The sequence below is a fragment of the Flavobacterium adhaerens genome (assembly GCF_040045115.1).
Lineage (GTDB): Bacteria > Bacteroidota > Bacteroidia > Flavobacteriales > Flavobacteriaceae > Flavobacterium > Flavobacterium adhaerens.
Genome location: NZ_JBDLZX010000010.1, coordinates 61,438 through 87,380, shown reverse-complemented (window position 1 = coordinate 87,380; position 25,943 = coordinate 61,438). Strand labels below are relative to the sequence as shown.

The 25,943-nt window shown below is 31.7% G+C and carries 15 protein-coding genes; 9 read left to right on the top strand and 6 right to left on the bottom strand.

Features of this window, described 5'->3' with window-relative positions:
* The first annotated feature begins 7 nt into the window (after positions 1-7).
* The 3 genes from ABEB18_RS14020 (at position 8) to ABEB18_RS14010 (ending at position 2,155) form a co-directional block, all read left to right on the top strand.
* Positions 8-586: a Crp/Fnr family transcriptional regulator gene (locus tag ABEB18_RS14020; protein WP_348799936.1), complete on the top strand. Its 579-nt coding sequence runs from the start codon at positions 8-10 to the stop codon at positions 584-586.
* 59 nt (positions 587-645) lie between these two features.
* Positions 646-1,224, top strand: a complete 579-nt coding sequence (locus tag ABEB18_RS14015) for an NAD(P)H-dependent oxidoreductase (RefSeq protein ID WP_348799935.1) — start codon at positions 646-648, stop codon at positions 1,222-1,224.
* A 61-nt stretch (positions 1,225-1,285) separates the two neighbouring features.
* The gene (locus ABEB18_RS14010; RefSeq protein WP_348799934.1) at positions 1,286-2,155 is read left to right on the top strand and encodes an SdiA-regulated domain-containing protein; all 870 of its coding nucleotides are present in this window, start codon (positions 1,286-1,288) and stop codon (positions 2,153-2,155) included.
* 2 nt (positions 2,156-2,157) lie between these two features.
* Here ABEB18_RS14010 and ABEB18_RS14005 read toward each other — a convergent pair whose 3' ends face one another.
* Positions 2,158-5,892, bottom strand: coding sequence for a metallophosphoesterase (locus ABEB18_RS14005; protein ID WP_348799933.1), 3,735 nt, complete (start codon positions 5,890-5,892; stop codon positions 2,158-2,160).
* A 27-nt stretch (positions 5,893-5,919) separates the two neighbouring features.
* Here ABEB18_RS14005 and ABEB18_RS14000 point away from each other — a divergent pair, with 27 nt between their 5' ends.
* Entirely contained in the window at positions 5,920-7,104 is a 1,185-nt protein-coding gene (locus ABEB18_RS14000) for a Pycsar system effector family protein (RefSeq protein ID WP_348799932.1), read from the top strand.
* Here the strand turns inward: ABEB18_RS14000 and ABEB18_RS13995 are convergent.
* The 4 genes from ABEB18_RS13995 to ABEB18_RS13980 form a co-directional block, all read right to left on the bottom strand.
* Positions 7,101-9,470, bottom strand: a complete 2,370-nt coding sequence (locus ABEB18_RS13995) for a GAF domain-containing protein (protein WP_348799931.1) — start codon at positions 9,468-9,470, stop codon at positions 7,101-7,103. The two genes, ABEB18_RS14000 and ABEB18_RS13995, sit on opposite strands and share 4 nt — an antisense overlap.
* Positions 9,471-9,561: 91 nt before the next feature.
* On the bottom strand, positions 9,562-10,347 hold the full coding sequence (locus ABEB18_RS13990; RefSeq protein WP_348799930.1) for a 4'-phosphopantetheinyl transferase family protein: 786 nt from the start codon (positions 10,345-10,347) through the stop codon (positions 9,562-9,564).
* On the bottom strand, positions 10,334-14,299 hold the full coding sequence (locus ABEB18_RS13985) for a non-ribosomal peptide synthetase (RefSeq protein WP_348799929.1): 3,966 nt from the start codon (positions 14,297-14,299) through the stop codon (positions 10,334-10,336). Before ABEB18_RS13985 ends, ABEB18_RS13990 begins: the two co-directional genes overlap by 14 nt.
* A 79-nt stretch (positions 14,300-14,378) precedes the next feature.
* Complete coding sequence (locus tag ABEB18_RS13980; protein WP_348799928.1) at positions 14,379-19,688, bottom strand: amino acid adenylation domain-containing protein; 5,310 nt, start codon at positions 19,686-19,688, stop codon at positions 14,379-14,381.
* Positions 19,689-20,514: 826 nt separating this feature from the next.
* Between ABEB18_RS13980 and ABEB18_RS13975 the strand changes: the two genes are divergently transcribed.
* The 5 genes from ABEB18_RS13975 (at position 20,515) to ABEB18_RS13955 (ending at position 24,868) form a co-directional block, all read left to right on the top strand.
* Complete coding sequence (locus ABEB18_RS13975) at positions 20,515-20,985, top strand: T9SS type A sorting domain-containing protein (RefSeq protein WP_348799927.1); 471 nt, start codon at positions 20,515-20,517, stop codon at positions 20,983-20,985.
* Positions 20,986-20,992: 7 nt separating this feature from the next.
* Positions 20,993-21,727: a DUF8740 domain-containing protein gene (locus ABEB18_RS13970; protein ID WP_348799926.1), complete on the top strand. Its 735-nt coding sequence runs from the start codon at positions 20,993-20,995 to the stop codon at positions 21,725-21,727.
* The gene (locus ABEB18_RS13965) at positions 21,724-23,898 is read left to right on the top strand and encodes a hypothetical protein (protein WP_348799925.1); all 2,175 of its coding nucleotides are present in this window, start codon (positions 21,724-21,726) and stop codon (positions 23,896-23,898) included. The genes ABEB18_RS13970 and ABEB18_RS13965 overlap by 4 nt, the downstream gene beginning before the upstream one ends.
* A gap of 483 nt (positions 23,899-24,381) precedes the next feature.
* Positions 24,382-24,612: a helix-turn-helix domain-containing protein gene (locus tag ABEB18_RS13960; RefSeq protein WP_348799973.1), complete on the top strand. Its 231-nt coding sequence runs from the start codon at positions 24,382-24,384 to the stop codon at positions 24,610-24,612.
* A 55-nt stretch (positions 24,613-24,667) separates the two neighbouring features.
* Positions 24,668-24,868, top strand: a complete 201-nt coding sequence (locus tag ABEB18_RS13955) for a helix-turn-helix transcriptional regulator (protein WP_348799924.1) — start codon at positions 24,668-24,670, stop codon at positions 24,866-24,868.
* A gap of 70 nt (positions 24,869-24,938) precedes the next feature.
* Here ABEB18_RS13955 and ABEB18_RS13950 read toward each other — a convergent pair whose 3' ends face one another.
* Positions 24,939-25,406, bottom strand: coding sequence for a UpxY family transcription antiterminator (locus tag ABEB18_RS13950; protein WP_348799923.1), 468 nt, complete (start codon positions 25,404-25,406; stop codon positions 24,939-24,941).
* Positions 25,407-25,943 lie beyond the last annotated feature (537 nt).

Here is a 25,943-nt window from a genome sequence, read left to right as displayed (position 1 = left end):
GGAATTAATGATTCAGTCGAAAATGGTTGATTTTTTTCAGCAGGCCTTTCAGTTAAGTCCTGAGGAATCTATATACTTGAATAATTTAATTTCTCATAGAAAGCTTAAAAAAGGAGATTTTTTGATTAAAGAAAATCAAGTTTGTAACGAAATTGTATTTGTAAAATCGGGTATTTTGCGTTCTTTTTTTATTGATTCCAAAGAAGAACAGGTCACCAATTGCTTTACATTTGAGAATGAATTCATGACGGCATTCTCGAGTTTTATTACACAAAAACCAACAGATGAAAATATTCAAACTATTACCGATTCTGAGCTTGAAGTAATCGATAAGTATGCTGTTGAAGAATTGTATAATTCAAGTTTTAGATGGGCTGATATTGGTAGAAAAATTGCCGAAAATGAAGTTGTAAATTTACATAATCGTATTGCATCGTTACAAAAAAACACTCCAACTGAAAGATATGAAGCATTATTTGTAAATAAGCAAAAATACATTCAACATATTCCGTTGGTGTATTTAGCATCTTACTTAGGAATTTCTACTAGACATTTAAGTCGTATCCGACAAGAAGTTCTATTTTAGGACATTTGTCTTGTTTTTGAATGTTTTACAAGTTCTATTTTTGTTTAAAAATCTTTTAAATGAAAAATATCTTGATTATAAACGGGCATCCTAATTCTTCGAGTTTCAGTTTTGCAATAGCAGAATCCTACAGAAAAGGAGCTTTAGAAGCTAATGCAAATGTTGATACAATTACTATTTCCGAATTAAACTTTAATCCCAATTTGGCACATGGCTATCAAAAAAGAATGGCTTTAGAACCCGATTTGGTTGAAGCTTGGGAAAAAATTGAAAAAGCCAATCATTTAGTTTGGATACATCCAGTTTGGTGGGCTGGTTTACCCGCAATTACAAAAGGATTTATAGATCGTTTGTTTTTGCCTGGAATGGCTTTTCGATACCGAGAAAATTCGGTTTGGTGGGATAAATTGCTAAAAGGAAAATCAGCTCATATTATCACGACACTCGATCAACCAAGCTGGTATTATAGATTGGTTTATGGACGACCAAGTGTGAATCAACTAAAAAAAGGAGTTCTGCAATTTTGCGGTATAAAACCTGTAAGAGTTACTTATGTTGGAATTATTAAAAGTTCTGATGAAGAACAACGTATAAATTGGCTGAAGAAGATACATCAAATGGGGAAACAATTAAAGTAAAGTTTGATTACCTAGTTTTTTGTTTTTTAAAATCTTATTTTTGATTTTAAACTTGGAAGTTATGAAAAATTACACATTGTTTGCAGCTGCTTTTGTTTTATTAGCTTGTCAAAATACTTCGGAGACACTTACAGAATTGTACAATTTGCCTAAAAAACTTAAAGAGGTTTCTGGAATTACCTATTCCGAAAAAGACAAACTCTTTTGGGCGATTGAGGATAGCGGTAATGCCAATAAAATATACGGTTTAAGTTCGAATGATGGTGGTATTCTGAAGAAAATATCTATTACTGATACTCCTAACATTGATTGGGAAGATATAACCAAAGATAGCGAGGGTAATTTATACATTGGCGATTTTGGTAATAACGATAATACACGAAATGATCTGTGTATTTATAAAATAGATCAAAAATCGTTGAATAGCGAAGAAGCTACACCCATTTATAAAGTTTCTTTTTCGTATCCAGAACAAAAAGATTTTCCTCCAAAGAAATCAGAATTGTTGTTTGATGTAGAAGGTTTTATTGAGTACAATGGTAATTTTTATCTTTTTACCAAAAATAGGAGCAAAGGTTTTGATGGAACTGCTTTGGTTTACAAAATTCCAAACAAGGCAGGAACTCAACAAGCCACATTGCTTGGGAAATTTAAAACCTGTGACAACTATAATCATTGTGCAATTACTAGTGCTTCTATAAGTCCAGATGCTTCCAAAATTGTTCTTTTAACTCACGATAAAATCTTTTTGTTAGAAGGTTTTCAAGGAGATAATTTTTTAAAAGGCACACAAAAAGAATTGCATTTAAATCATTTTTCTCAAAAGGAAGCCATTTGTTTTAAGGACAATACAACCTTATTTATCGCCGATGAAAAAACGAATAAAGTAGGAGGGAAAGTCTATGAAGTATCGTTGGATAAATTCAAATAATATTAAAATCCGTAACCTAAGCCAAAAGCAATTCTCGCTTTGTCATCGCCACTTTTAAAGTACGTAACTCTTCCAGTAATCACATTGAGTCCATTTATCCAGATGCCACCGCCAACAGATTGATGCCATTTGTTTGAATCTTCATGATCTATCCAAACGCGTCCATAATCGTAACCGCCCAAGACTCCAAAAGTCATTGGTACGAGACTTTTTCGGATTTTTCCAATGTTCCAGCGTATATCAGTACTTTGAAAATAAGATGATTTCCCCAGAAATCGTTCGTTTCTAAAACCTCTTAAATCATAGTCACCGCCTAATGCTGCACCTTGATAAAATTCGAAATTATTATTGAAAACTATTTTCGATTTTAATACGGTGGCCAAAACCAATTTTCCTTCAGAATCAATTTTATGGTTAAAATTTAGTTTGGTTTCAAATGTTGGAAAGTTAGCTTTGTGGTCATCAATATTCATTTTCCAGCTTCCACCCACTGCGAAACCGAATCCCATTGTTGGAAGCGAGGGTTCATCATAATTTTCAAAACTATATTTGATTGCCCCTCCAACAAATTGTTGATTGTTGAAAACATCAGGATTGACAGCACCAGGAATGTTGATATAGCGCCCTGAGGTTTCTTCGACTCTAATTTTTTCGAAGATTGTAATAAAATTGAATTCGCTACCATATCTGCCTTTTCTTTTGATAGAAGGAGAAACATTTAATGTGCGTAATCGAACTCGGTTGTAATTCATTCCGTTAATCTCATCGGTATTTACGGTTTCATTTCCATATCCAAAATAATTTATAGTAAAGTTGGGACTTGTAAATCTAGAGGCTATTTCAAAATTCCATTTCCCTAATCGTTGCGGAAAAACGCCATTGTAACTTAAATCGTATCCACTCGTTGCAAAATAATAATTGGCTGTCAGATTGTGTTTTTGAGTAAACGGATGTTGATTAAAGTTGTTCACTACATATTTTGCAATTGCTCCTAGTTTTACACCATCATCAGGATTGTAGCCACCCCAAGGTGTTATAGAAAATGCATTGTATTTTACTTTTTCATAATTGTATAAATTAGTTTCGTAATTGTCTGTTAGAACGGTTCTGGTTTTCGAGTCCAAATTATACGTATTGGGTTTAGATTTAAAATCATAGATTTTAATTTTTTTGCCGTTTTCTACTGTATAGGTGTCATTGTTTTGTCCACCAATCAATAGGATTTTAATACCTGATTTGGCTTTTCCTTTTACTTCAAATAGATCATCGTCATCCAATCCATATATCCAAATATTTTTGGTTTTCTTGGCATCAAAATTTTTGCTGTAAACTAATTCTTCACCATTGTTTTTTAATCTATAAATAGAAATTTCAGAATTGTGTTTTGATTTTTGGTTAATGACAAACTTGTCCTTTTTATCGGTTCCTACTACCAGAACAGTTCTTTGCAATATCTTATAGTATTCTTTTGCATAGTCTTGAAGCTTGTTCTTTCTATCTTTTAAATTTTGTTTAATACCAGTTATAGTTTCATCTTGAATTTCTTTTGGTAAATTATAAAAAGCATTATCGATGTCTTTATCCGTAAGATGTTCCTGAATGTATTGTGCTTGAGCAATCCACTCCTTTTCATTAGCAGTTTTTAGAAATGTAATATCTTGCGGATAAGGTTCACGATTAAGCCATTTTACATTTCTTATGTCTTTTTTAAAAGTTTGCATGTGGCGAAGTGAGGGACTTGTCATAATGATATACATCAATGGGCCGTCATACTTGGTAAAAGCTTGGTCTCGATCTCTAGGAATTGGATTGTAAATAACTTTCTCGTTTGTTTTAATTCCGCTCCAACGCCATTGATCACTATGTCTGTCCCAATCTCCTATGAGCATATCAAATAACCTCGCTTTGATGTATTCAGGTTCATTAATGCTGTATTTTTCATCTTTACGCATATTTTTCATTACATCGTCTGTGCTAATGATATTTGTCGGATTTCCTAAACGGCTTATGTTTTCTAGATTTCCTGATAATTGTTCTTCAATCAAATAGAGTTCATTGCCAAAGTTTGAATTGAATTTTCCTAATTCTTTTTCTTTCGGAATATAATACATTACCGGATCGGTATGTGCGACACCAATTTTGTCTGCTAAATTCCCAACGGCAAGTGGCGTATAGGGATGTGAAGTTGTGTAAAAATCATACAAAAAACCTTCTGCATAAGTATCTTCAAATTGGTTTGAAACAAATTGATCTTTGAAAGCCACAGATTGTAAAAATCGAGAGGTGCTTTTTTTTAGGCCACGCATTGCATATTCTTTTCCGTTTACATCTGTCAATCGCAATGAATTGGATTGATGTCCGCCACCTTCCCGAACAGGTTTTACCCCACCAAAAAGGGTGTCTAATGTTGCTACTTTTGCTTCAATAAGTGTACTGTAATAATTGCGATAATGTTGGCCAAAAAGAAATTTATGTATAAAACTCTTTTGAGTCATTTTCTTGGTATAAATTGAAGTAGTGATGGAGGAAGGAAATAGATTAGGTAAATTAAATTCTAGGACGGTATCTCTTGCTTTTAGTACTGTTTGTTCAAAAAGTAATTTTTCTTGATGGTTTTCATTTCCGAAAAAATTGACTTTTGTTTGTCCGTTTTTAAAAACTTGTAAAGTAGCATAGCCATTTCCTCCATAAGAGAAATCATTTGGATTTATTGCTTTTGCAGCTTCGGATTTTGAACCCGCACCACTTATAATTTGATGAATATTATCCTTGTTGATGTATTGTAAATTATGATCGTGACCCGATACAACTATTACGTTGGTTTGGCTTTGCAACAGAGCTTTAATTCTTTTAGCAAAATTATTATAGACTTTGTTTTGAATATCTTGTGGACTAACGCCAGATGTTTTTCGGATTAAATTTATAAATGAACCAATAACGGGTAATGGAATATTTTGTTCCAATGGGTACAATTCTTTCTCAATTGCAAATTGACCGCCATGTGAACCATTTGTCAAAATAGGATGGTGTATAGCTAGAAGTATGGTTTTGTTCTGATTTTTATTCAATAAACTAGACAGTTCGTCATAAAATTCTTCGTGTGTTTTGATGGTACAATCGTCATTGATGGTTGGATTGTTGTCCCAATCTTCAAGAAACCATTGGCTATCAATTGTAATAAGAAGGGTGTTTTTGTCAATTTTCAAGTCGTCTATACCGCAGTTTTTTTGAGGTAAGAATGCTTTTTTGTCATTTAGATAGTTTGTTACAAATTTAGCTTGCCTTTCTAATCCTTTTATACCGCTATACCAATCATGATTACCAGGAATGAAAATCGTTTTTCCTTTGAAATTTTTTGATAATTCTAATTGATTAGTCAGTTTTGTTTTGGCTAAATCTTGTTTTTCAAGATCATCAGAATTTGGAAATCCTTTGGGATAAATATTGTCTCCAAGAAACAAAAGTGTACTGTTTTTATTGGCTTGGTCTAATCTGTTTCGAAGAAGGGAAAGCGTTTCTTTAGCTTTGTTTTCATCAGCATTTCCGGCATCACCTATTAAATAAAAAGTGTGATCAATCTGGGTTGTATCGTTTGCGTTTTGTGTTAATGGTTCCGACACATTTTTCCCATATTGTTGATGGTGTGTCGCACATGAATTTAGAATTATTAGTATCGATAGTACGAGAGAATAATTTTTAATTGAAATAATAAAAGGATTATCCAAAAACAATTTCATAATTTAGGGGGATTAAAATATTCATTTATGAATCTAGTACAACAATCAGAAGAATTGGTTAGTAATTTACTCAAAGATAAACTTTCTAATTTATATTCGTATCACAATTTAAACCATACTCTTCATGTGGTTGCTGCGGTAAAAAAACTTTGTACTAAAGAAAACGTCGATGAAACTGCAAAAGAGAAACTTTTGATAGCTGCATGGTTTCATGATGTAGGTTATATTAATGGAGCCGAAAATCATGAAAATGAAAGTGTAAAAATTGCGACAGCTTTTTTAAAAGATAAAAATCAATCGGATGAATTTATTTCAGAAGTTTCTAAACTTATTTTGGCAACTTCTAAATTTTATCTTCCTCAAAACCAATTGGAAAGAATTATAAAAGATGCTGATTTGGTGCATATTACTAGTTTAGAATACAGTTCGACTTGCGAATTGTTGCGTTTTGAGTTACATAACACTATGAATCTTTCTTTTGATGATTTAGAATGGGGAAAAGAGAACCTCAATTTTTTGATGAATAAACATCAATTTTATACGGATTATGCTCAGAGAAAATGGCAATCATTAAAAGAGAAAAACATTGCAATGATTCAAAAAAAAATCAATAAACAAGAACTGAAAAAAGTGAAAGAAATAGAGGAAATAGAAAAAAAGAAAAACAAAGAAGATAAACCAGATCGAGGAATTGATACTTTGTTTAGAACAACACTTAGCAATCATACACGATTGAGCGGGATTGCTGATAGTAAAGCCAATATTTTACTCTCGGTAAATGCAATCATTATTTCGATTGCTCTTTCGACATTGATTCCAAAATTAGATAGTCCAAAGAATGTACATTTGGTGTATCCAACATTTGTAATGCTAATGTCTAGTGTAGTTACTATTATTTTTGCCATTCTTTCTACAAGGCCCAAAGTAACCAAAGGGACATTTACAAAACAAGATATTGATGATCGAAAAGCTAATTTATTGTTTTTTGGGAATTTTTATAAAATGTCTTTCGATGATTACCAATGGGCGATGAACGAAGTTATGAAAGATCGCGAATATCTGTACAATTCTTTGATTAAAGATTTGTATTTTTTAGGAATCGTTTTAGAAAAGAAATATCGTTTATTGCGAATTGCTTATAATATTTTTATGATCGGAATTGTATTATCAGTGATTGCTTTTATAGTTGCTTTCAAAACCATTAGCCTCTAATTTTGTTCATTTAACAAATCCTGATAAGTATAATCCGAAAAAGTATTAGTAAGATTATTGTTGTTTACTTTTACTCGGATGGCTCTTAAACCAAAAACGCCCTGAAGTTCTTCGACCTCAAATTGTTCTATACTTGGTTCTAATATTTTTTTGTATTGTAAGTATTTGATGTATTTCAAATATTCGTTTTGTTCTGAATTGTGCGAATATACAATCGTGATTTTTTCTTTTTGGGTGATTCTTTCTTTTGTTCCTTTTATCAATGCTTTATCAATACGTTTTTTGACAACTTCATATCGGGCATTATAAGTTCCATCAACATCAAATCGTTTTTCGTCCATTCTAAAACGGATAGAAATAGGAGAACTAAAAGCCAAAATTAGCGATGTAACATCCAATTCATAAGGCAATGTAGCTTTGAGTTGGTGGTGTTCAATCTCCATTTCACACATAGTTTGCAATTGCCATAATCTAAGATTGTTCAGATACAAAGTTTCGAATGGTTTTGTTGGCGCTATCGATGATCCTATATAAAGATTGTGTTCTACACCATCAGTTTTGAATCGTTCGTAGTAATGAGGATATATCATTTGCGCTTCTATTTGTTTTTTATCTAAAAGGAGCGCCAATTTTTTGTTGATGATCGACATGGTATTGTCAAATTTTTTTCTGGAATGGTAAAACATTCCTGATTTTTCATCCAAACTCTCAAAATACTTTTGTTTTCGGGTATCATTTTTACTATCCAAAATCATATTTTTTAGAATAGGATGAATTTCAGTTTCAATATACGTTTGAATTTGTTGTTCAGTATCGGCTTTTAATGCCAAATCGAGTTCGTTTTGAAAAGATTGTAATTCGAATATTCTTTGTTCCAATAAAATAAAACTTTCATTCGATTTCTGACTTTCAAAGAGATCAATTAATGTTTTGAGTTGATTTTTTAAATCTTCTCTTACCGTTTGATTACGATGTTCAGACGATCCTTTTATATCAATTTGTCCATACAAAGGGAAGACTTCTTTGAAAATGATTTCTTTGAAAATAAAGTCTTTGTTAGGTGAAAAATTTTGAAGATATTTTTGGGCTTCACGTTTAAATTTCCAATATACACTCGAATGAATTGCTGTATATTCTCGTTGAATTATAGCTTCTATTTGGTTTTGCTTTTCATGTTTAAAACGTTCCATTGTATCGATTAGAAACGGTAAAACCAAATCTAAATTGATAGCATTGATGCTGTTTAAAACTTTTGGTTTTGATGAAACCAATTCGATAACACCAAGAATGACATCATTGTTTATAACTGGTCCAAAAATGCAACTTTTTATATTTTGCTGTTGCAAATGATAGCCAAGCTTTTCGTTTTTTGAGTTTTTTATAAATTCATCAATATCCGAAATAATGAAGTTTGTCTTTTGATCTATAATGCTTTTAAAGCAATTTTCATAAATCGAATTTTGACATTCCATTTCATTTAACCCGTTCAAGAGAAAACTTTTTGAAGTGACATCATTTTCAGGTGGAGTGACAAATTTGTCTTCTTCGTGATTGTAAATGATAAAACTAATTCTTAAATCAGGTATTTTGAAAATGGATTTAAAAATAGATTCAAAACTAATATTTAATTTAGTTTCACTTGTAGAGGCTCTCAAAAGGTTGCTTTTTAAATCAGATACAGAAGTTTCTCTAGTTACATCAACAAGGCTCACAATTCCGAATCCCTTCAAAATCCAGCTTTCCTGAGGGAATTTTTCTTTCCACAAATCGATATTATCATAATTATCCATCAAATAATCAATATCTTTTTGACTTATTTTTGGAGCATTTTCAGTTGGGATAATTTCGATGAAGTCAGCATTGTAAAGTATTCGATAATGATAAATTATTCCATTTTCATCTGGAATATCGTAGAATAAAGGTCTGTTAAAATCTAATTTTTGACCATAGTGCGCATTCAAAATCAAGATACAATTTAAAACATAAAATTCATCTTCTTCAAAATCACGTATGGCTTTATCGAACGGCATACCTGCATTTTTGAGAATTTTTTTGAATCTTTCCGAATAATTAAATGTGATATTCTGAAACGGGATACTTACAGCTTTGATCTCATTATGTGTTAGTGCAGTTGGAAAAAGATCAGCAAGTAAATTGCGAATAAGTTCTTCGTGTTTGTTTATAAAATGTAAATCTTCGATTCCGTTTCTAAAATCTGGAAAAAGTTCAACTTCTTTCAGTAATGCTTTAGCATAATTTGAACGATAATCTACATCGGATTTAGCAATTTCCTCAAGATTTTCTATTAATTTATGAAAAGATATGAGTGTTTTAAAAGGACTTTTTGTAAAAGTAGTGTTGCTCATAATTATAAAAATTAGCAACAGTAAAAATACAAATTGTTTTTGGTAAAATAGTACAATTCTGATGATGCTTTTTTATAGACTATCTATTAGCTCATTTTTTTAGCATAGAAACCAATTCTTGAATTGTATTCGGAATACTATATAATTTTAAAGTTTTTGAAATTTTAGATAAACCTTCAAAAGCAATAGCACCGAGGTAATTATCAGCGAGTTCAAAACTATACAATTGCCAAATTTCGTTTTTGTTAGATATGGTATTATTTAGAGTATGATGACCATCTAAGCAAGGAATGAATTTAAAATCTTCGTCAATACCTTTTCCCAACGCTTTTACAAAAGCTTCTTTGCGTGTCCAAGAAGTGTAAAAAGCATGTTTTTTATTGTTGGCTTCTTGAATGGCCGAAATTTCGTTATCTACAAAAACATCTTCCAGTACGTTGGTGAAGTTGAAATGTTCATGCATAAATTCTATATCTAAGCCTACTTTTTTGTTGGATATTGCAATTGCAGCAAAGTCCTCAGAATGTGAAATATTAAAATGTAAAAATGGATGAGAAGCTAAAAAAGGCTTTTTGTTATAATGATAATCAAAATCAATGGCTCTTACATCCAACTTGGTATGGGATGCTAGAATAAATTTTAAAATAGATCTGTAAATAATAAACTTATTTTTGTCTTTTTCTTTATAAAATTGTTGCGCTTTTTTTATCTCTTTAGCATTAAGATAGTTTGACAAATAGTTTTTTATATTGATAAAGTTGGGCAAATAAATCGTGTAAATAATTACGTCTTCTGTGGTTAATGAATACTCTTTAGAAGGGATCAATTTTGCCGATTTTACCTTAGAAAATGAAATGGACAGATTAGTTATTTGCATGTCTTACATCTAAAATTTCTTGTAGCATTCCAGCTAATATGATGTCATTAGGAGGAGCAACAATGTCATAATGATTGCCGGGGATATTGTGTATGGCTATTCCTTCTAATGCAGCTTTTTTCCAGCCTAAATAGGTTGGGTCTAGTTTATGATTAAGGTCGTCTTTTGAGCGAAATAAATCGATTTTGAAATTTTGAGGTCTAAGTTGATATCGATCGATTATTTTTTTAACCATTCCATCAGTTTCAATAATTTGTTTAAGTGCTAATTCTTCAGGTTCAGTTACATTATTGTTGTTTTTTAAGAATCTGTTTAAGATATATTTTTTTTCATTAATTCTCATTTTAAAAGTTTTCCAACTCAACAACATGTCTTTAGATCTTATTAGTTTCTTTTGTAGGTGAGTTTGATAATAATAAGAAGAGTCAACAGAAGTATCTAGTAAAGCGGTAAGACTTACTTCTTTTCCTAATTCTTTTAATTGTTTTGTCATTTCAAAGACAACTATGCCACCAAATGAGAAACCAGCCAATGCATAAGGTCCATTTGGAAGTAGTTTTATGATTGCTTCTACATAATGAGCAGCCATTTCTTCTATAGATTTGTACCAATTGCCGTATTCTTTCGCTGTACCTTGAATACCATAAATAGGCTGGTCATCATCAAAATATTTACTCAAGTTTACAAAATTTAAGACATTGAGACCTGCTCCATGAATAATGAACAAAGGGGTTTTGTTACCGTTTGATTTTAATGGAACTAAGCAGTCAGAGTTAATTTCTTTATTGGTGCTGATTAGTTTTGAAAATTTTTCGATAGTCGAATATTTAAATAAAGAAGAAAGCGGAATTCGTTTACCAGTTTGTTTTTCTATGTCGGTCATAACTTTTACAGCCATAATAGAATGCCCACCCATTTCAAAAAAATCACTAAATATATCTATGCTTTCTATTTTTAAACTTTCTTTCCAAATAGCTGCTACTAGTTTTTCTTCTTTGGTTCTTGGGCTTGTATATTTTTGCTCAATATTTGTTTTGTACTGAGATAGTGCTTTACGATCGATTTTGCCGTTGAGCGTAGTTGGTATTTTATCGATTATATTAAAAGTATGCGGTACTAAGTGTGGGGGTAATTGCAATGATAAAGTTTCCCTCCATAAGTTTTTTTGATTTTCAATGTTTTGTATAGTTGTATCAGGAACAATGTGAGCTATAAGGAAATTTTGGTCTGCCAATACAATAGCATATTTTATTCCATCAAGCAAAATTAATGCTTGTTCAATCTCACCTGGTTCTATACGATGTCCTCTTATTTTAACTTGTTGATCTACACGTCCTAAACATTCTATTTCGTTGTTTGGGAGCAATTTACCTAAATCACCTGTGCGATAGAGAATATCATTTGTATTAATTGAGAATTTATTTTGAATAAATTTTTCAGATGTCAGTTCGGGACGTTTCCAATATCCATTTGCAACTCCATCTCCTCCAATAGCTATTTCGCCAATGTTTCCTGGAGCTACAAGTTGACCCAGTTCATTGAGTAAATAGATTTGTGTATTTCCAATTGGTTTTCCGATTGTTATTAGTTGAGTATTGTTTTGTATTTGTTTTATCGATGACCAAATTGTAGTTTCGGTAGGCCCGTAAACATTCCATAGAGTATCACATTTGTCTAAAAGTTCTTTGGCTAGATCAACAGGCATAGCTTCGCCACCGCACAAAGCTTTGATTGGTAGTTTTTGTGTCCAACCAGAATCCAATAACATTGACCAGGTTGTTGGAGTTGCTTGTAAAAAATTAATATTTTTATTTTTTAGTAAATCGAGTAAAAGTCTTCCATCTCTTGCAGTTTCGTGATCAGCTATTATTAATGTTGCTCCTTTAATAAGCGGTAAGTATAATTCTAAACCAGCAATATCAAAGGAAATTGTTGTTATTGAAAGTAATCTATCATTTTGATCTATGCCTGGCTCTTTTGCCATACTCCATAGAAAATTAACGAGGCTTTTGTGAGTAATAGGAACTCCTTTTGGGTTACCAGTAGATCCTGATGTGTAAAGGATATAAGCATTGTTGCTTGGATTTACAGCTGATGATAATGGTACTGTTGGATATTGATTTAATAAAATCATGGCATCTTCAATAAACAGGGTTTGTGGCCATGATGGTAATGTGCCATTCGATTTTTTGCTGGTTAATAAAATTTTGGCTCCAGAATCAACTAGCATAAATTCTAATCTTTCTTTTGGATATTCGGGATCCAATGGTAGATATGCTGCACCACATTGCATAATGGCCAGTAATGTATAAAGTAATTCAGGACTACGTGAATAGGAAACAGCTATAAAGTCGCCAGATTGAATACCTTGTGCTTTTAAATAGTGTGCTAATTGATTGACTTTTGTAGAAACATCTTGATATGTTGTTTTGGTATCATGAAATTCTAAAGCTATTTTATCAGGTGTAGCCTCAACTTGTTTTTTAAACAAATCAGTTAGTGTTACATCTGGGTAAGCCATAGAAGTGCTATTTAGAGCAGTATAGTCTTCTAAATAATTGCTTCCAATGAGGTTTAGTATTGGACTATCTGAATCGGATATTATTTTATTGATGATGTCTTCAAAAGAAGTCATCATGAGTTGTATAGTTTCGGGTTTGAATAAAGTTGTATTATATGACCATTGAAATTCAGGGCCGCTTTTGGCTCTAAAAATATGAAGCTGAATTTCAAATGTTCCAAATGCTCTAGGATTAGCATTGAATTCATGGGTAAGTCCTGTGTATGAAAATTCATTTTCTATTGTTCTTGCCAAATCTACAGTTAGTATAACAGGTACCAATGGAATTCTAGAAGGATCCCTTGCAATTGCGAAGTTCTTTAACAAATGTCCAAAACTAACTTGTTGATGTTCATATGCATCAAACAACTGGGTATTTCTCAGTTTCAAGTATTCTTTAAAACTAATTTCCGGATCAATTTTACTGCGCAAGGGGAGCAGGTTAACACAATCACCAATTAATTGACGCATACCATAAAGAGAATTCCCAGAAGAAGGAAATCCTACTACCAAATCATTTTGTCCTGTAGTTTTGTATAAAAATATCTCAAATGCTGCAAGTAAAGTTGTAACTAAACTTGATCCCGTAGTTACTCCAATATTTTTTAATTCGGTTACAATTGCATCATCCAGAGGGAAATCTAATCGGTCACTATTATAAGTTCTTAAAGAAGGACGTTCAAAATCAAGTGGTAAATCAATTTTGGGAACAGATTCTTTATAGATGTCAATCCAAAAATTTTCTAAAGTTTTATAATCGTTACTATCTGCTAATGTGTTTATTTTTTCAGCATATTCACTAAATAGTTCAGGTGTTGGAAGTAATGGTTTAGTATTTTGATGATAAGCCGAGTATAGTGTTCCTAGTTCTTCTAATATCACATCAATGCTTAGTCCATCCCCAATAATATGGTGAATCGTTAACGTCACAATATATTCTAGATGGTCCACTTTTAATATGTTGACTCTAAATAGAGGGCCATTTACAATATCAAAAAGTTCATTTACTTCTTCCCGTATTAAAGCAGCAGTATAATGCTCTCTGTCATTGCTCGATAGGTTCGAAAAATTATTATATGAAATTCCAAAATCAAATTGATTGTAAATACACATGAATCGGCCGTCTGGACTAAAAGTAGCTCTTAATCCTTCATGGCGTTGTACAAGAGTTTTTACAGCTAGTTCGAATGTATCAACAATCAGGTTTCCCTTGAATTTAATAGATACAGATAGATTATAGGCTTTGTTGGCATCGCTACCTCCAAAAATACAATCTGACCATATTTCTTGTTGTGAACTTGTAGTGAGGATAACACGTTCAATTTCTGGTGAAAATGGATTGTGCGGAATGTCATTTTCCACTTCGGTTTGCATTTGAGGGTGATTTTTCATATCTATATTATTTTAAACACGATTGTACATTTTTGTAAACCAACAATTCACGAATTTTTTAGCTAATTTTATTTTGTTCTCACAATTTGATTTTCATGAATTTTCCATCCTGATTAGAATTTTCTATAAACCAAGCCGGGTTTCCATCTTCATCACGTCCTAATTTACTGCCTTGTACAGGAGGCTCATTGGCCATAATGGTATATTTCTTTTCTGAAATAAAAGATTCTGCAAGTTGTTGGTTATCCGTTTTAGTTTCGTTAATTATGACGTCAGAAGTTGTAATTCTGTTAGAATCATTGGTTTCTAGTATATTTTCTAAAGCGAATTCCAATTGTTCCGATTTTGTATTTACAATTTTTCCTTCAGTCAATAGATTTTGTTGGTGCTGAATTTGATCAATTTTTTGACTCAAAGCCTCAATTTGTTGAACAATTTGTTCTAACGAAATCTGATTTTGATCGGTAGTTGTTGCAATTGGATTTGTAAAACCATTCGGTTGGATTGGTTCGATATTTGTTTTTTGTGTGTCATTTTGAGAATTTAGAACGTGATTTTCAGGGAGGTTTAACTCAACATACTCAGCTAATAGCAATGGAGTAGAATACCCTTCATTCAATTGTCTAAAAGTAATTGGTAGTTCAAATTCATTTTTAAGCCTTCCTGATAATTGTGTTAGCGATAGTGAGTCGAGTCCTAATTCTAAAAATGTATTTGATATCGCATCTGAATCAACCGATATTCCTGATGCTTTTAGAATAATTTCTGAAATTTTAGAAAGTACGGCATCTTTTTTAGTACTATTGGTTTGGATTGGTTCAGTTTCCGTATTTAAATTTACCTGTGGCGTTTCTTGAATAACATTATTTTTTGGGGCTACTACTGTGTTAATTGATGCAATAGGATCTATCCAACAATGTTTGCGATCAAAAACATAACTTGGCAATTCGATTTTTTGTCTTTGTTGATGTTTGTAAAAGCAGTCCCAATCTAGATTTATACCTTTTAACCATAAATCGCCTAAAGTATTTAAAATTGTATTGTATTCATTTTCTTCTTCGTCTTTTGGAAACGTTAAGCTTGGATAGGCTGGTATAATTTTCCCAGCAGCTTGCTGACGAGCCAATGTTGTTAGTGTTGTACCAGGACCAACTTCTAATAATATAAAGTCATCTAATTCAAAAGCTGTATCCATTGCATCTGCAAATAGAACGGTGTTTTTCAGATGATTTACCCAATAGGTTGGGTTTGTAGCATCAGTATCGGTAAGCCAAGTTCCAGTTACTGTCGAAATAATTGGTAATCGTGGAATATTCAGTTTTACTTTTTCGATTTCATCTTTAAAAGTATCCGCAATTGGATCCATCATATAGGAATGAAATGCATGACTGGTATTGAGCAATTTATTTGGAATATCTTTGCTGTCAAGTTCTTGATTGAAACTTTGAATATCATCTTTTGTACCTGATACTACACAAAATTGGTTAGAGTTTATTGCAGCGACCGAAAGATTAGCAGGGAGTAGTTCATTTAATTGTGCTATAGGTACACGAACTATTAACATAGAACCACTTGGTAACTCACTAATAAGTTTGCCTCTAACAGCTACAATGTGTAAGGCATCTTTTAGACTAAAAATTCCTGATAAATGAGCCGCTGTAAATTCGCCAATACTATGGCCACAGAGAAAAGTTGGCTTAACTCCCCAGCTTAACCACAATTGGGCTAATGCATATTCGGTTACAAATAGCGAAGGTTGTGTTAATCGAGTGTTTTTTAAATCTTCTTCAGCTTCAAACGAATTTTCCTTTGGATAAATTACATCACGAATATCTAATTTTAAATCATCCATTAGTAATTCGGCACATTTATCTACAGATTCACGGTACACTTTTTCATTTTCATAAAGTGTTTTACCCATTTGAAGATACTGTGCTCCTTGTCCTGGAAATAGGAATCCCAATTCGTTTGGAAGACTTTTTAATATAGATGTTTTAGCACTCTTTGTTGTTGCAGAAAGTAATTTTTCTGAAGCATTATTTGTAGAACTCGCTATCAAAAAACTTCGATGATTAAATTCATCTCTTGTTTTATGCAATGAATAAGCGATATCTGCCAAAGGAGTATTTTTTGATTTATCGATAAAATTGCCCAAAGCATTTTCGTAACCCTGTAAACTGTTTTGGTTTTTTGCAGACCACATTAAGAGTTCAAGAGGACGTCCGGATGAAGATTGCGTAGATTTTGGTAAATATTCTTCGACTATAGCATGAACATTTGTACTACCAATACCAAAAGAACTCACACCAGCTCTTCGGATACCGTTTGTATTCCAATCAATTAACTTGTTGTTGATATAAAAAGGGCTGTTGTCAAAATCAATATTTGGATTTGGCTTATTGAAGTTAACCATCGGGGGGATTTTTTTATGTCGCATAGCTAACAGGGTTTTGATTAAACCTGCAACACCAGCAGCAGCAGTAGTATGACCCATGTTACTTTTTATAGATCCAAGAGCACAAAAATTATTTTTTTCTTGTTTGCCATACGCAATTTTAAGTCCTTCAATTTCTATAGGATCACCAATTGGAGTAGCCGTACCATGTGCTTCCATATAACTAATTGTTGATGGCGAAACTTGGGCATCATTAAAAGCATTGATGATTGCGCCTGCTTGACCTTTTGGGCTTGGTGCCATAAAACTACCTTTGTCTCCACCATCATTGTTTACACCTACACCTTTAATTATACCGTATATAATATCGTTATTTTTTTCGGCTTCTTCCAATTTTTTTAGTAGTACCACTCCAGCACCATCACTAAATACGGTACCTTTTCCAGAAGCGTCAAATGATCTTGTAGAGCCATCTGGACTTTTTATAAAACCATCATCATATAAATGACCACTATTTATTGGCGCTGTTACGCTAGAACCACCAGCGAGTGCAATATCGCACATGCCAGTTCTTATTGCTTTCACAGCTTCGGCAACTGCCAATAATGATGTTGAACAAGCAGAATGTACACTTACTGAGGGACCTTTTAAATTTAAATGATAAGAAGTTCTTGGAGCAATAAAATCTTTTCCATTTACAGTATAAATTTGCAAATCTCCTATAGAACTTTTAAGTTCTTTGTTTGAAAAGATATTGTTTTCGTAGTATGAATTGATTTCGCTACCAGAATATACACCAATGCTTCCTTTATAATGTTTAGGTAAATGTCCTGATTGTTCTAAAGCTTCCCATGAAATTTCTAAAAATATTCGGATTTGAGGATCCATGGCGGCGGCTAGTTGTGGGTTCAATCCAAAGAAGGCTGCATCAAATGTTTTTGCAGATGGTAATATTCCTCTAGCACCTATATAAAGAGGGTCATTGCGTAAATTTTCTGGTAAACTTTTATCTAGTTCATCTTTTGTAAAAAGACTAATAGTTTCTTTTCCATCTCTAAGAACTTTCCATAATTCTTCAATAGAGTCAGCACCTGGAAATCTTCCAGCCATTCCAATAATTGCAATGTCTTTTGAAACGGTTGTTTTTTCTTTGAAATCTTCTTTGAAAGTAAATATTTCATCAGTTGAGTTTGAATCTTTTTCTAAAGCGTTTGCGAGTTCTCTGATGGTTGGATTGATATAAATTTTTGAAACGGGTATGTCTTTGGATAATTGTTCTCGAATTTCTGAAGTAACTTTTTGTGCCAGTAGTGAGCTACCTCCCAAATCAAAGAAATCATCATCTATACCAATACTTTCTATTTTCAATTCTTCGCTCCAAATGTTAGCAATTTCTTTTTCTAATTGCGTATTGGGTTTTTTGAAAACAGGTAATGAATCGGGTCTTACATATTCTGGAACAGGTAAGTTTTTTTTATCAATTTTTCCGTTTGGAGTGATCGGAAATTCTTCTACCCAAATGTATTTATAGGGTAATAAAATTTCAGGTAATACTCTAGCAAGTAACTCATGAAGTATTTTTTCATCTAATCGTTCTTTATCAGATTTTAAGTAGGCAATAATTTTGTCCTCATTACCAAATAAATTGCTCACTATTACTGCAGATTGTTTTATGTTCGAAATAGTGTTTAGAGTGGCTTCAATTTCTCCTAATTCAATACGGTGACCTCTAATTTTTACTTGATGATCTATACGACCTAAGCATAAAAAATCGCCATTTGGCAAAAGTTTCCCTAAATCACCTGTACGGTAAACAGTAGTGTTAGAATCCGGTTGAAATGAATTTTTAATGAATTTTTCGGCCGTTAGTTCGGGTCTTTTCCAGTAACCTTCTGCAACTCCATCTCCTCCAATTACAATTTCTCCAATTGAGCCTTCTTCAACAACTTGTCCTTTTTCGCCTAATAAATAAATTTGTGTATTGGCAATAGCTTTTCCTATTGTTATTAATTCATCATCTGAATGAATTTTTTTGACAGACGACCATACTGTGGTTTCGGTAGGACCATACATATTCCATAAAGATTCACATCTTGCGGTTAATTGTCGGGCAAGGTTTAGTGGCATTGCTTCTCCACCACATAATGCTTTTATGGGTAGTGGTGTTTTCCAACCAGAATCTAATAATAATTGCCATGTCGTTGGAGTAGCTTGTAATATCGTAATTTCTTTCTCTTGTAAAAGAGTATGTAAGAGTTGACCGTCTCGGGTAGTTTCATAATCTGCAAAAACTACTGTGGCTCCATTTAGAAGAGGTAAAAACAATTCTAAAACAGCGATATCAAAAGAAATTGTGGTAATAGATAATAATTTATCTTCCTTTTTTATACCAGGCTCGATCGCCATACTAAAAAGAAAATTCACCAAGTTTTTGTGGGTAACGGTAACTCCTTTTGGTTTTCCGGTAGAACCAGATGTGTACATCATATAGGCAGTTGCTGTATGATTTATGCTGTTTTGAAGTGCTAATTCTGAGAATTTTGTTAGCTCTTCTAATGTGTCTTCTATTAGAATTTTGTTAGCGTTATTTGGTAATGATTCCGATAGCGATCTTGTGGTCAATAAAAAACTGGCTTCCGAATCTTCGAGCATAAACTGTAAACGTTCATTCGGAAATTTTGGATCTAGTGGTAAATAAGCTGCTCCACATTGTAAAATTGCAAAAAGTGAGGCAATCAAATCTGGATTTCGATCTAGCGAAACAGCGATAATTTGCCCAGAACTTATACCGATAGAAGAAAAATAATTAGCCAATTGATTGGTCTTTTTGGATAACTCATCGTATGTGATTGAATTGTTTCCAAATTCAAGAGCTGTTGCTGAAGGGGATTCTAATGCTTTTTTTATAAAAAGTTCAGGTATAGTGTTTTGAGGATACACCATTTTTTTCCAACTATCATCATTATCATTATTATTGTAGTTTTCTCTTTTCATTTTAATAGTTATAAAATTAGAGTTGAATAAGACAGATTATTCTTTTGGATTATTTTATTGATTTGTTGGTTTTTGTAGAATCATTTGAGCACAATAACTTCAAGAAATGATTTGTAATTCCAAAGCTTATAACTGTTCTGTTATTAATTATTTTTTTTATTTTAATAAAACAGTTTTTACTGCTGATTATTTAATAATTTAATCAAAACAAAGAAAAATAATTAACAAATTGGCATATTTCCCGTGTAAGGCTATTATTCTCGATGAATAACATTTTTTAAATTTAACGGCTCAAATTGTCGATAAAATGCATTTTATTTTAGAAAAATTAAGACTTAGGGAGTTGTTTTTGGCTTTAAGTATCTTTAAATCAGTCTAGTAAATGTTAATTATGTGAAAGATGTGTGTTTTGAAGCTATAATAATTATAAAAATAAAGTATTTTTTATGGGTTAATTAAGGATTAGATAAAAAGAATATATTGTTATAATTTTTAGTCTAAACATCCGTTATTCATTGAGTTAGTGAGCAGTTTGGAGTGTAAAAAAAAAAGAAAAATCATCTTCTTTGTAAATTGATGTTGGGTGTGCTATTTTATCAATAATAATTTTTAAGCCTTAAAATCATAAAACAGCCTTTTTATAATAAGTAAATAATTGTTAAAATACTGAAAATGTGAATCTTATCTTAAATTTGATTGTTTCTTCTATTAAAATAAATAGTTTTGCACCACAAAAAAAAATAGGGAAGAATAATAAAAAGAAATTGTGAAATACCGGAATCTAAAAAAAATTAACCTACTTATTATTACGATGTTATTGTTCTCTATGAAGGGGATTAGTCAAAATGGTGGAACAGTTGAGAATAATTTAATGGAAACTATAATTACATCAGGGAACAATGCAGTCGGAAGTTCAGGAACAGTTGCTTATTCAATAGGACAAGTTATTTACACTTATATTGAACAAGAATCAGATTATACTGTAGCTCAAGGGATACAGCAACTATTTGCTGAGGAAAATTTAGGGACTCCAGATGTAGAGGAGTCTATTGCTGATGTGTTAATTTTTCCAAATCCAACAGTTGATTTAGTGCATATAAGTATGAAAGATCAAGAATTTGGGAGTGATCAACGTTCGTATAAGCTTTATGATATCCAAGGTAGGCTTTTGAAACAAAATAAAATTAGTCAGGTTGATACTCAAGTAAATTTAAGCAGCCTTTCTCCTTCAATTTATGTGCTATTAGTTTATACTGATAATAAAGTATTAAAATCATTTAAAATCATTAAAAAATAAAAAGATAATGAAATTTGCATCTACTCTTTTATTGTTATTTGCTACAGTTACAGTTAAACTATTTGCACAATCACCTGAAAAAATGAGCTATCAGGCAATTATTCGTGCCAGTGATAATAGTTTGGTAGTAAATAAGGGGATAAGTCTTAACATTATTATTCATCAGAGTACCACAACGGGAAGTAATGTTTATCAAGAAACTCATTCGGTTACAACAAATAGTAATGGTTTGGTTACACTAGAAATTGGTACAGGATCCGTTATTGTTGGTGATTTTAGTAAAATTTCTTGGGACAAGGGGCCATATTTTATAGAAACACAAGTCGATGTAAATGGTGGAGCTAGTTATAATATTATGGGAACAACACAGCTTTTGAGTGTTCCATACGCATTATTCGCCAAAACAGCCGAAAAAGTATTAGGAGGAACAACTGCAACGATAGCTTCCGTAATTTCATTTACTGCCTCTAGAAATATTGCCTCTACAGATGTAAATAATACTATTGAATGTACAGGAACAGCAACTTTGACCTTAACGTCTGACTTCGGAAGTATGTCAGTAGGAGAAACAATCAACCTTGAAGCTCATAATGGTGCAGTATTAACAATTCAAGCTGGTTCTGGGGTTAGCATTAATTATGTTGCAGGCGCTACTGCAAAGTTTACTAGTGCTACCGGAAATGTCAGATTTGGATTTCTTAGAAAAACTGGTACGAATTCGTACATTATATCAGGACAATGAAATATTTAGTTTGTTTTTTACTTTTTTCAACCACAATTTTTTCTCAAAATTATCAATATGCACTAGATGAAGCACCTGTAAAATCTTCAGGTGTAAGCAATCAGCTAGAAGAAATTGATTATTTTGATAAAGCTTATCTATTGCCAATTACTCAAAAGGGGACTTTGCAGAAGGCATTAGATGAACATAAGATTGTTAGACTAGAAAAAGGAGATTATTCAGGAGTTAGTATAGTAATGAAAACAGGTCAAAAACTATACGGACATCCATCATTAACTAAAGTTTCAGGCATAACAATTGCGGCTGGGAGTAGTGGTGTTTACTTGCAAGATTTATTTCCTCAAGATCAAGTTATAAAATTTGAATCGGGGGGAGTTATATCAAATTGTACTTTTAAATCAATTAAATGGGCGATTATGCAAGGTACCAACATAATGCTTGAAAACTGTACTTTTATTAACTTTAGTGGGCGTATCCAGTTTGATTGTAGTCAGTCTGGCTATTTTAGAAACAATAAAATTATAAAAAATCAATCTGGTACTTGGTCTAATCTTCTGGTTATGAAGGGGAATAGTACAACACCAAGTTATGGAAATGTCCATTTGCATACCAATTTTTTGACACCTCATGGCGACACAACCGAACTTTCGGGTTTACAATCTGCAACATTTGTAGGGTTGGATGCTGAAGGATGGAATCTTATGGGCGAAGGAACTAAAGCCATGTTTTCGGCAACCAATATGGGAAATGTAAAGATTACTGATTTTGGTGGAGGAAGTTATGATTCTGATCCAACACCATCTTATGATATAGAAGCCAATGATGTTTTCTTTTTAAATAAGTTTCTTAGAACATCCAAAGACGTAGTGTCAGTAAATACAAATATGTTTTTAATGAACGGTTTAGGAAAGTACACCAGAAAGTCCGGAACCGTTACTGGATTCGATCTTTTAGGAAATCTAGATCAATCGAATGCTATTTCGTTTAATGGTGTTGAACAAAATGGAAAAATGACCAATACAAACGATATTAATACTATCGTAAAAAGTGTAAAGGGGACAAAATATACTCCGTGGGAAAAACCAAATTGGGAGACATTGCCAGATCCGTTAGGGGCAAACTGGAAAACTGTTAGAGAAGAAAAAATAAGATTAAATCAAATTGAAGATCAAACGGCTTATATTCAAGGTTTAATTGATAAAAATAGTATAGCCGAATTACCTGAGGGTATTTTTTATATAAAATCAACCTTAAAACTACCTGTAGATTCTAAACATGGAATTGTCGGACAAGGTACTGGTAAAACCGTTATCGTTGGTATGACAGATGATTTTCCATTGATATCACTTGTAGGTGGACAAGATTCAAATTTTATATTTGCAAATATGACGCTTCAGGGAGGAAATACAGGTATATATTCTTCTCAAGATTACGGGAAACATCATATGGCGTTTCAAAACATTAAGTTTGTGGTGTTTAGAAACCAAAAGTATGGAATGCATCTAAAGCAAATGGTGGGTTTTGATAATAACTTTCTTGAAAATTTAGGTTTTGTAGATTGCACAATTGGCTTTTTTCAAGACCCTCTTTACCCGTGGGCAAATGATAGCGATACTTCAAGTTTTGTTGATAAAACTATGTTTTATAAAAATCAATTTATTAATTGTGGTACGGCAGTATCTATGAGAGCCACACGAGCTGATAATTTAGATGCATGGGTAGATTGTAAATTTGATGGTAACGATCTGGCTTTTGATATATCCGGTCAAAATTACCCCATCATTGCCAATAGTGATTTTACCAACCATAAAGGACCTAATATTATGCGAGATGCTGCTTTAGGAATTTATAGTTGTAGATTTTACAACAATAAATCGACAGATGCAATAATAAGAGGGGTAGGTAGTATAATAGAGGGATGTACTTTTTCTGATGATATTAGATTGTATTCTCCAACGGTTCATCATGGAATGTATAATTATGTATTGAATTCAACAATTAAAGGAAGTATTGTAAGGAATTTTGGCGCTACTTACGGAATATTTGTCAATAATGCATTGTTAGGAGACTCATCTATTAATAAAATAATGGTAAGCGTTAAAGAAAATGTACCAACCGTAATCATTGATGCTCCATCAGATCCATATCCTCAGTTATTGGTAACTCAATAATATAAAATAAATAGATCTCAAAAAAGACTCAGATTATAAATTGTAATCTGAGTCTTTTTATTTTATAATATTTTAATTCTAAGTGTTTTTTTTCTTTTTAAAGATCCTCAAAAGAATTAATTTAAAGAGTATCTATTGAGTGATTGTAGGATTAAACTCTTTATAAGTTGCAGATTTACCACATGAAAAAAGTAATTTTACCCCCTAAAATCTAATTTATTGTATTTTATCGGATTTTAAAATACGTTGAACAGATTTATTATTTTAAAGTAGAAACATTATATACTTTAGCTTAAAATTAAAATAAGGGCTTAGTGATAAGTGTGTATTTAACATAAATACTTGTTAATAGTTTATGTTTTTTATATAAAATCTGTTTTTTTTTCAAAATTTTACAAAAGTAGATTGTGCTTCAAAATATATGGTAACAATAATAGAGTCTTATATGTTAAAAAATTAAAAATTTATATATTTTCTTTAGTGATGAAGTATGTAGTGTATAAAAATATTAGGAAAATTAGGGAATTAAAGAATATGACAAGGGAATATGTTGCAGCAGAATTGAAAATGAGTGCCAGTGGTTATGGCAAAATAGAAAGAGGAGATGTTGATTTAACAGTTTCAAAGTTAATTGAAATTTCAAAAGTATTAGAAGTCTCAATTGAGTTCATATTTAAATTTGATGTTTCAATATTTTTTAATGAAACCAAATAAAATTTAGAATCGTTTTTTAAAAATAGTATAGTTTAATAATTAAAGAAATTAGATTATGGAAAATTATCATCTACGGATAAAAGAGTATCGATTGCGAAATAATCATACACCAGAGTATGTTGCTATCCAAATGGAGATTAGCGTAAAAAAATATGAAAATATTGAAAAAGGAAAAGTTGATCTTAAATTGTCAAAGTTAGATCAATTAGTTAGGATTTTAGGCGTAAAAGAAAGTCAAATCTTCCAGTTGAGTTAAGATTTTACTTTTCTATCGAATAAAAGAGCTCAAAAAAGTATTTAACTTTTTGTAAGCTCTTATTGTTTTTTTATTTATGTTTTACTTTTAAGACATACCCCAAAGATTCTAAAATTAAAACATAATGTGTTTTTGTGATATCTTTGATTACAGCATTTTGTTCGCAAAATGGACCAGAATTTAAATGTATTTTATCTCCAATTTGATATTGCATAACTGATATTTCAGAAGCAGTATCTCCACTTTCAAGCCATTCTTTTATAGTTTCAATTTCGTGATCTTTTACAACAGCGTGTTTTCCTAGCCAAAATAAATATCTTACAACTCCAGGAGAATTGAATACTTTACTTCTATCTTTTTCGGCTATTCGTACAAATATATAGTGATTAAATAATGGGACTTCAACCTTTATCTTTCTATCTGATCGTTGTTGGATTTTCGTTATTACTGGACAGTAACAGTTAATATTAAATCGTGTTAGTTGTTCAGCTGCTCTTTTTTCCCATTTAGGTTTGGTGTACACTACATACCATTTCATAATTCTTAGATTTATTAATTGTCCCTTAATAAGTTCATTTAAATAATAGGTAAGCTCTTTTATATAATAACCTCAAATCAATATCTATATAATAGTGTTTAGAGATTAATAAATAGGTTGAAGGTTTAAACCTTCATCTTTATTGTAGGATGTAAATTTAATTCTCATATTCTGATAATATTAACATTTTTAATAACAAGTTTTCCTGATTTAGGACATTTAGCGACGAAAATGAGGTTGTTTTGAGGAGTTATATGGTAATTTTATCCTAAATTATTGTTAGAGAAAAACTAATATTTGATTTGAATATTTTGTCATATATGAATGACAAGAATTTAGTCTTCAAATGGTCTTCAAAAACGGTAATTTATTTAAGTTTTTTAACCATTTTTATTTTGTTTTTTGAGTAGTTAATCTGTAACTATTCACGGGGAACCCTTTTTTAAATTTGAAAAAAGCATCTTAAAACCCCAGTAAAATGGTTGAAATATTCTCTCAAATCATTTTGTATTCAAAAACCTAATTTTTTAATTTTAA

Coding starts and splice junctions, on each gene's coding strand:
- ABEB18_RS14005 (WP_348799933.1), bottom strand. CDS start 5,892: ATGAAATTGTTTTTGGATAATCCTTTTATTATTTCAATTAAAAATTAT.
- ABEB18_RS13990 (WP_348799930.1), bottom strand. CDS start 10,347: ATGCAAATAACTAATCTGTCCATTTCATTTTCTAAGGTAAAATCGGCA.
- ABEB18_RS14015 (WP_348799935.1), top strand. CDS start 646: ATGAAAAATATCTTGATTATAAACGGGCATCCTAATTCTTCGAGTTTC.
- ABEB18_RS13980 (WP_348799928.1), bottom strand. CDS start 19,688: ATGAAAAGAGAAAACTACAATAATAATGATAATGATGATAGTTGGAAA.
- ABEB18_RS13965 (WP_348799925.1), top strand. CDS start 21,724: ATGAAATATTTAGTTTGTTTTTTACTTTTTTCAACCACAATTTTTTCT.
- ABEB18_RS13985 (WP_348799929.1), bottom strand. CDS start 14,299: ATGAAAAATCACCCTCAAATGCAAACCGAAGTGGAAAATGACATTCCG.
- ABEB18_RS14010 (WP_348799934.1), top strand. CDS start 1,286: ATGAAAAATTACACATTGTTTGCAGCTGCTTTTGTTTTATTAGCTTGT.
- ABEB18_RS13950 (WP_348799923.1), bottom strand. CDS start 25,406: ATGAAATGGTATGTAGTGTACACCAAACCTAAATGGGAAAAAAGAGCA.
- ABEB18_RS13960 (WP_348799973.1), top strand. CDS start 24,382: ATGAAGTATGTAGTGTATAAAAATATTAGGAAAATTAGGGAATTAAAG.
- ABEB18_RS13970 (WP_348799926.1), top strand. CDS start 20,993: ATGAAATTTGCATCTACTCTTTTATTGTTATTTGCTACAGTTACAGTT.
- ABEB18_RS14000 (WP_348799932.1), top strand. CDS start 5,920: ATGAATCTAGTACAACAATCAGAAGAATTGGTTAGTAATTTACTCAAA.
- ABEB18_RS14020 (WP_348799936.1), top strand. CDS start 8: ATGATTCAGTCGAAAATGGTTGATTTTTTTCAGCAGGCCTTTCAGTTA.
- ABEB18_RS13995 (WP_348799931.1), bottom strand. CDS start 9,470: ATGAGCAACACTACTTTTACAAAAAGTCCTTTTAAAACACTCATATCT.
- ABEB18_RS13975 (WP_348799927.1), top strand. CDS start 20,515: ATGAAGGGGATTAGTCAAAATGGTGGAACAGTTGAGAATAATTTAATG.
- ABEB18_RS13955 (WP_348799924.1), top strand. CDS start 24,668: ATGGAAAATTATCATCTACGGATAAAAGAGTATCGATTGCGAAATAAT.